Genomic DNA, 7,568 nt, shown 5'->3' on the forward strand with positions numbered 1-7,568 from the left:
TCACTTCGCCGCCCGCACCTCGACCGTTCCCGTGCCCGTCCGCCCGTACCGCGAGGGATTGTACATGTCCTCGACATAGGCCTGCGGCAGCACGTATTTGCCGGGCGAGACCACGCGCACGACATAGGCGACGGTGAAGACCGCCTTGGAATCCGAGGCGCGGTCGACGGCCGCGGTGAAGCGGTCGTCGCGGAACTCGGTGTTTTCAGGCTCCTCGCCATCCTCGATCCAGTCCAGCGTGCCGCTGTCGCCGGACGAGACCAGCTTCGGGTTGTCGATCTCGAGGCCGGCCGGCAGATAGTCCGACACCATGATGTGGCCGTACTCGGGCTTGGCCTCAGTGATCTTCAGCACCACCGCAAAGCGCTGGTTCTGCTTGACCTTGCTGATGTCGGCGGGCTTGCCGTCGAGCGTGAAGTAGTTGCGCTCGATCTTGAAGCCGTTCGATGCCGCCGGCTCCGGCGTCACCGGCGAGCCCGACACCGAGACCACCGCCTGCACCGGCGCATCGCCGGTGTTGGTGATCTTCAGCGGCTTGCCATCCAGCGTCGCGGCCTTGTAGCTGCGATAGAGCGCGGTCTTGACCGGTTGGCCGTCCACTTCCATGGACAGGTTCTCCTTGGCCAGCGCCCGCGCCGCCAGCACCAGCCACGCATTCTCCTGCGTGGAGGTGTAGGGGGTGAGCCCACGCGCGGTCTCGACCCGGCTCACGGCCTGCGTCAGCGTCGCCTTCGGCGCGTTGCCTTCGCTGGCGAGCGAGACCAGAGCCGCGGCATCGCGGAGCTGCGAGCCGTAGTCGGTGCGGCCGAACTCCAGCACCGGCTTCGGCGCGAGGCTGTCGAGCGCGGCGCCGTAGACCCGCTCGGCACGGTTGCGGTCGCCGACCAGAGCGAGCGCCGCGGCGAGCTGGGACTTCGCGATCGGGGTCGCGAGGTTGTTCAGCTTGGTGTCGGCGAGATAGCGGAGATCGCCGATCGGCGCCGCGCCGTTGCGGGCGAGCACGTAGAGGCCGTAGGCGAGATCGCGCCCGCCGTCCTTCTCCGGCTCGTTGCCGTTGACGACGGAGTTTCTGACGCGGTCGAGTGCGTTCTTGAACAGCACGTCCGGCACCACAAAGCCCTTTTCGCGGGCGCGGGTGAGGAAGTCCGTCACATAGGCATCGAGCCAGGCGTCGTCACCGCCCGCCGACCACAGGCCGAACGACCCGTTCGAGCCCTGACGCGCCAGGAGCCGCTCGATCGCATCGCGGATGCGCTGGTCGACCTCGGTGTCCATGGCCAGGTGCGCGCCCGCCGCGAGCTCGTTGACATAGAGCAGCGGCATCGCGCGGCTCGTGATCTGCTCAGAGCAGCCATAGGGGTAGCGGTCGAGCGCTTTGAGGATGGTCGCGGCATCGAGCGCAGTCGACAGGCTCGCCGAGACCGAAACGCTGCCGGTGCCCGGCACGAGGTCGGAGAACATGTCCGAGGTCAGCGTCAGGCTCTCGCCCTTCGCCAGCGTCCGGATCGAGCGCCGCGCCAGCACCTGCGTCGCCGCCTTGACGTCGAACGCGTAGTGCCGCGCCAGCGTCAGGCCGTTCGGCCCCTTGATGTCGACGTCGAGCGTCGCCTGCCCCGCTGCGGTCGCATCGACCGCAAGCGAGAACGAGTTGCGCTGCTTGGCGGCGAGCTTGACCGTGGTCGCGGGGTTGCCGGTCATCTTCACCGGCCCGCCCGTCTTCACGTTGATGACGTAATCGCCGGCCTGGCCTTCGACATTGTCGATCTCGAGGTTGACCGTGCCGTGGTCGCCATTGAGCAGGAAGCGCGGCAGGGTCGTGGTCAGCACCACGGGGTCGCGGATCACGACATCGGTGTTGGCGCGGCCGAGCTTGGTCGCGGTCCACGCCACCGCCATCACCCGCGCCGTGCCGGCGAACTCCGGCATGTCGAAGTCCACCTCGGCTGTGCCGTCGGCGCCGACCGTGACGATGCCCGAGTAGAGCGCGAGCGGCTTTTGCGTGGGCGGCGAGCCCTGCAGCTCGGCGGCCCCGGCGTCGCCGCCGGACTTGATCTGGCCGCGCGTGCCGGACATGCCGTCGATCAATTGCCCATAGAGGTCGCGGATCTCCGCGCTCAGGCGGCGCTGGCCAAGATAATAATCGTCCGGCGCCGGCGGCTTGTAGTTGGTGAGATTGAGAATGCCGACGTCGACCGCGGCAATGACGATCTTGGCGTCCTCGCCCGGATTGAGCCCTTCGAGCTTGACCGGGATCTTCAGCGTCGAATTCGGACGGACCAGCGGCGGCGGGGACAACTTCACCTGCAAGGTGCGGGTCTGCTTGTCGATGCCGAACCATTTCAGGCCGATCGCGCGGCCCGGCATGCGCTGGGCCGCCGCATCGAGCGGCCGGCGCAGCGTCGCCACCACGTAAGCGCCGGTGCCCCAGTCCTTGCCGACCGGGAGCTTCACCTGCGCGGTGCCTTCCTTGACGTCGATGGTCTGCGTCGTCAGCAAGCGGTCGCCGAGCACGTTGATGGTGAGCTTGCCGGCACTGCGGACGTTGACCGACACCGTCATGGTGTCGCCGGAAGCGTATTGCGGCTTGTCGATCGAGGTCTCCAACAGGTCCGGCGTGTCGGCGCTGCCGTCGGAATACCAGCCGACGTCGAACTGCACCGAGGTCACGGGGCCATCGGCGTCGTTCGACTTCACATCGAGCCGGTAGCGGCCGGGTTGGGGGCTCAGCGAAATCCGCGCCGGCTTGTCGGCGGCAATGGTCACGTCACCGTCGGCGATGCGCGAGGTCGACTTGACCGGCTCGTACTCCCAGTAATTGTTCTGACGATACCATTGATAGCGTGACTCCATCTTCAGGAGCTCGTAGCGCAGGCCGTCGCGGCGCAGCTTCTCGCCCTCGGGCGACACGAACACGACGTCGAACTCGGCCTTGTCGCCCTCCGCGACGTTCTTGTCGCCAAACAGCGGCTTGATGCCGATCTGTGCCACGCTGGGCGCGACCGGCAGCACGATCTTGCGCTCGACCGCGCGGCCGCCAGTCTCGACCATGCGGACGAAGATCTGCGCCTCCTGCGGACGGGTCGAGGTCGGCTGCTTGTCCAGCGTCACCGGGAAGGTCGCGACACCATTGGCGTCGGCCTCGGGCAGGTTCTCCAGCGGCGTGCGCTCGTTCGAGTTGGTCTCCTCGTCGGCGACGCCGAACTGGTAGCCGGCAAAGCCGGGACGCTCAGTCGCGGGCGCGATCAGCATGTCGCCTTCGAGTGCAAGACCCGAGGCCGGCGCGCCATAGAGGAAATGGCCGTCCGCCTTAAGCTCCACAGGAGCGTTAGCTTTGATCAGCTTGTCCTTGGCGGACAAGTCGAATTCGATCCTGTCAGGGACGTAATCCTCGACCATGAAGGTGGTCTCGCCGACCGAAGAGCCCTTCGGGTCGGTGAAGGCGCGTACCCGCCAGGTCCCGGTCGGCACGGCCGAATTGAGCGGCACGGCCAGCGTGCGGCCGCCGGCGCCCTGGTCGGACAGCACGGCGCGGCGGAATTCGACGCCGTCGGGGCGCTCGATCACCAGGGTCATCGGGCCGCCGGTCACGGCGTTACCCTGCCCGTCGCGCAGGAGGGCGGTGAGGTAGACGGTCTCGCTGGAGCGATAGACGCCGCGCTCGGCATAGACGAAGGCATCGGCGCCCGCAGGCACTGCGCGGCCGGAGACGCCGCGGTCGGACAGGTCGAAGGCGGAGGTCTTCAGGCTGAGGAAGGCATAATCGGCCTTCTCACCGGTGACCGTCAGCATCGCCGGCGACAGGCCGCCCTCGCCGCGCGCAAGGCCCGCCTCGAACAGCACGTGGCCGGAATCATCGGTCTTGCGGGTTGCCAGGATCTCGTTGTTGCGGGCAACCAGCCGCACCTCGGCCTTGCCGACCGGATCGGTCGAGGCCAGCGAATTGACGAACACGTGGATGCCGTCATTGCCGGAATAGGCGGTGACGCCGAGATCGGAGACGATGAACCATTGCGTCGCGAGCTGGTACTCGTCGTCTGAGCCCGGGCCCTTGGCGGCGGCCGTCATCACGTAGACGCCGGGCTGAAGCTCGCCGAGCGCCTGGTCGACCGGGAATGCCGTGGTGACGTCCTGATTCAGCGTCATCGCGGTCGCGAGCTCGCCGGTCCAGACCTTGACGCCGCGCTCGTCGCCGAGGTCGCTGAGCTGGTATTTCGACAGCGTCTTCTGGAAGTCGCTGTCGACCACCGTGTTGATCAGGTTGCGGTCGCCGATCCGGAACACGTTGATGTTGACCGCGGGCGTGTTGACGCTGACCACGGGAATGCCGCGCTGGCCGGTCCGGGGCAGCACATAGGCGCGGCTGGTGAAGCGCACGAACGGCTTGCGGTCGCGCACATAGATGTTGAACTCGGCCGATTTCGGCAGCCCCTCCTTTACTGTGGACGGCAGGCCGGCGCGCAAATTGATGTTGTAGCGCTCGCCGTGCTTCAGCCCGTCGACGCAGAGCTGCTTGCCCTCGGCCGAGAGCGCCGGCTTGTCCTGGCCCGCCAGCGCCAGGAATGGCGCAAAGTCGGTGCGTTTGGCCAATTCCTCCGAGAACTGGAAGCAGGCCCGCGGGCTCGCCGAATCCGAGTCCACGGTGTAATCGAGCAGCCGGAAGCCGTGCTCATCGCGCATCTTCTCGTATTGGCCGCGGACGTCGGCGACCTCGCGCATGTCGAGCGACAGCCGCAGCGCATCCAGCGCCGGCCGCCACAGCTTGCGTTCGGCCAGCGACTTGCCGAGCACGGCGAGCGCCTCGGCCTCCTCGCCCGGATTGCCGGCACGCTGGTAGGCGATGTAGGCCGCGGTCGAGGCGCGCTCCAGCAGGAAGGTTTGCTCGCTCGAGCTCTTCGGCGAGATCTGGAAGATGACCTTCGCCAGCCGCAGCCAGTTGCCGGTATCCTCCGGCGTGGTCGCCGCGATCTGGCCGAGCACCGACAGGCCGGTGCGGAAATCATTGCGCCGGAACGCGGCGTCGGCGTCCGTCTTCAGGGTCGCGTTGGTCTTGGCGACCGGCCCCGCCTCGCTCTTGATCTGCGCTTCCAGCTTGGTCGCGGAATCGGCGAGATCGTCGCGCTTGAACGCCTTGTCGGCAGCTTGCGCTGAGCTGAGGCCGAGCGCCAGCGCGGCGCAGATTGTGACGGCGCGAACAAGACCGATCATGATGGACTCCCGGAAATCGCGGACAGCCGCCCGCAGGCAGCATGAAATGCGCGGAAAGGTGACGGACTCAAGGCGATGGAACCAAAGGTGCAAATCGTCGCATTCGCCATGGAAAGGCAAGCCCAGAGGAGACCGATCAAGATACCGCCGCACACGCCGTCCTGATGGCGCAGCAATACCCGACCCGTCGACCGACGGCCACGTCCCGGAAGCTGGCCAGCGTTCCCGGCGATGTGATCCATCGTCCAGTCCGCTGCCGCTCAACCCGGCACCCTGACATGCCACCGTCTCGCTTTGTCGCTGCATTCAGCAAAACGGTTCGGTTCAGGCTTGGCGAAAGACGATATTTTTCCTATTGGCATGATAGATGACCAGCCGGCCCCCAAACCGGGGCGGCAAAAGACGGTCCCGTAGCTCAACTGGATAGAGCATCAGATTTCTACTCTGAGGGTTGCAGGTTCGATTCCTGCCGGGATCGCCAGTCGCATTCGCCGATCAACCGCCTTCACGAACGCGTGGGTAGCCATACGCCGGCCTTTGACCGGCGCCGATCAGCCCTATCTATGCGGCGGGCGAATTGCGCCCGACAGGTTTCTTGATGCAGCAATCCGAATTGACCAGAATGGCGATCGCCTCCGTGGTGGCGATCGGTGCGATGTCTTATTTGGCCATCGACGCAGGCGTGGTGAACACCAATGTGGTCACGAAGCCCATCAAGGTGGCTCAGGCCTCGATCGTTGGCGCTGCGATGGGCCAGCATCACCTTGCCTTCGCCGTTCAGGAGTGGGCGCGTCCCAGCCACGCCAACAACGAAACCCACGAAAAGCCCGTTGTGGAGCATTGCCTGGCGGTCGACTGATCAAGTCGTCCTTCCGGGCTATCTGACAAGCGAGGCCCCTTGGGGGCCTTTCGTTTGTTCACGGTCCGACTCCGCTTCGTTCGCAAAGCACGAATCGCAACCGGAGAAATCAACACGGCGCTTTTCTTAATGTGGCGTTTCCTCCATCCAGTTTGTTCAGGCGCTGACCGTCACGAGCACCGGCCGTAACCGGTACGCGTCGATCGCAGCGTTCGACAGCAGCAGTCTGCGCCGCTCTCCTCGCAGCATCATGCGATCTATCCTGTTCAGGATGAAGCGGGCTGACTCCCTGGGCTCGCCCGTCAGCAGACCCGAGCGGTCGAGATATTTCCAGGCAATCTCGAAAGACTGTGCGCGTAACTCGGGGTCGGTCATGGCCGACCAACGCCCCGAAGGGAACGGAGGTTCCTATGTCAGCGCGATCGAAGCGCGCCGCCCCGCGCAACGCCCGCTCATCCGAGCGGAACGAGATCGCGACCGGTGCGTTGTTGGCATGAAATCGAGTGGTGCCGATCAGCCAGCCCCGATCGGCTTTGAAAGGCCCCGTGCTTGTCCCCCGAGCACGGGGCTTTCTCATGCAGGCCGGGCTAAGCCGTGCCGCCAATTGTCTTGGAGAAGGTTTTCAGTCCGTCTGCACATTGCGCCGGTCGCGAGCCAGTTCGTGCCAGGCCAAAGCGAGCTGGATCAGGCGCTGCCGGTCGGCGCCTTCCGATGCCGCGGCCTGCTTCATTGCGGCCTCGGCCTCACGCTGTGGATCGTACTTGGTACACATGCGGCGGACCCTAGCCCGCCATCTGGACAAGGGAATGGCAATTTCGTCCGTATGATTGCGGGGTGACGCCTGCCCCCCGCGGCACCACCCTCACTACAAGCATGCAACAATGACGAAGCCGTGAGGCTGGCCGCATTCAGCCAATCTGTGAATGGCGTCACAGTGTTGGCCTGGCATCTCGGTTAGACCATGTCTCGACGCGTCAGGGAGCGCGATCGCATCGATGGTTGGTTTCCGTCATGGCACAACAAGCAGCAGCCTCAGCAAACGTCCCGACGCGACGGCCAAGGATCATTCTGAGAATCGATCTGCTGGGAATTGCCTATCTCGGGACCATCGGCATCGTGATGCTGGCCTGGCTTACCGGCCTGGTCTGGGGCGCGTTGGCGTTCTTCAACTGGCTCGTGGCTTGACGGAAGGCAACTGGCCTGGTCACGAGCAAGGCGCTTTCCCGAGCAAGGCTTGCCGCCGGGATCGTGAGCTAAAGCAGGCAGTGCATCACCTGCCCCATCTTGATCCCCCCACAAACAATCATAGCCCAAAGTGCCAAGCTGATCTGGATGGCATCCAGCATGTCCCACGTCCCCGCGAATCAATTCCCGTCCCAATTTTTCCTTCGAGAATCGCGTGAAGAGGCACCGGTAGCCAAGTGCTATTTTGCGGCAGTTGTTGTGCGACGCCGAACGCGGCGCCGGCACAGCCATCCGGACAAGCAAAGAGAGGCGGGCCTTT

At 65.3% G+C, this 7,568-nt stretch carries 4 protein-coding genes and 1 tRNA gene; 3 read left to right on the forward strand and 2 right to left on the reverse strand.

Annotated elements, in window-relative coordinates:
• Positions 1-5,205, reverse strand: a complete 5,205-nt coding sequence (locus tag TSA1_RS17860; RefSeq protein WP_100177504.1) for an alpha-2-macroglobulin family protein — start codon at positions 5,203-5,205, stop codon at positions 1-3.
• 404 nt (positions 5,206-5,609) lie between these two features.
• Here TSA1_RS17860 and TSA1_RS17865 point away from each other — a divergent pair.
• Positions 5,610-5,686 (forward strand) — tRNA-Arg (locus tag TSA1_RS17865).
• A 141-nt stretch (positions 5,687-5,827) separates the two neighbouring features.
• Complete coding sequence (locus tag TSA1_RS17870; RefSeq protein WP_245448331.1) at positions 5,828-6,064, forward strand: hypothetical protein; 237 nt, start codon at positions 5,828-5,830, stop codon at positions 6,062-6,064.
• A gap of 156 nt (positions 6,065-6,220) precedes the next feature.
• Here TSA1_RS17870 and TSA1_RS17875 read toward each other — a convergent pair whose 3' ends face one another.
• Positions 6,221-6,439: a hypothetical protein gene (locus tag TSA1_RS17875; protein WP_100177506.1), complete on the reverse strand. Its 219-nt coding sequence runs from the start codon at positions 6,437-6,439 to the stop codon at positions 6,221-6,223.
• Between the two features lie 636 nt (positions 6,440-7,075).
• On the opposite strand from TSA1_RS17875, the gene TSA1_RS39740 reads away from it, so the two are divergent.
• The gene (locus TSA1_RS39740) at positions 7,076-7,249 is read left to right on the forward strand and encodes a hypothetical protein (RefSeq protein WP_100177507.1); all 174 of its coding nucleotides are present in this window, start codon (positions 7,076-7,078) and stop codon (positions 7,247-7,249) included.
• Positions 7,250-7,568: the final 319 nt, after the last annotated feature.

Origin of the sequence: Bradyrhizobium nitroreducens (assembly GCF_002776695.1) — a bacterium.
GTDB classification, from domain to species: domain Bacteria; phylum Pseudomonadota; class Alphaproteobacteria; order Rhizobiales; family Xanthobacteraceae; genus Bradyrhizobium; species Bradyrhizobium nitroreducens.

Coding starts and splice junctions, on each gene's coding strand:
- TSA1_RS17875 (WP_100177506.1), bottom strand. CDS start 6,439: ATGACCGACCCCGAGTTACGCGCACAGTCTTTCGAGATTGCCTGGAAA.
- TSA1_RS17870 (WP_245448331.1), top strand. CDS start 5,828: ATGGCGATCGCCTCCGTGGTGGCGATCGGTGCGATGTCTTATTTGGCC.
- TSA1_RS17860 (WP_100177504.1), bottom strand. CDS start 5,205: ATGATCGGTCTTGTTCGCGCCGTCACAATCTGCGCCGCGCTGGCGCTC.
- TSA1_RS39740 (WP_100177507.1), top strand. CDS start 7,076: ATGGCACAACAAGCAGCAGCCTCAGCAAACGTCCCGACGCGACGGCCA.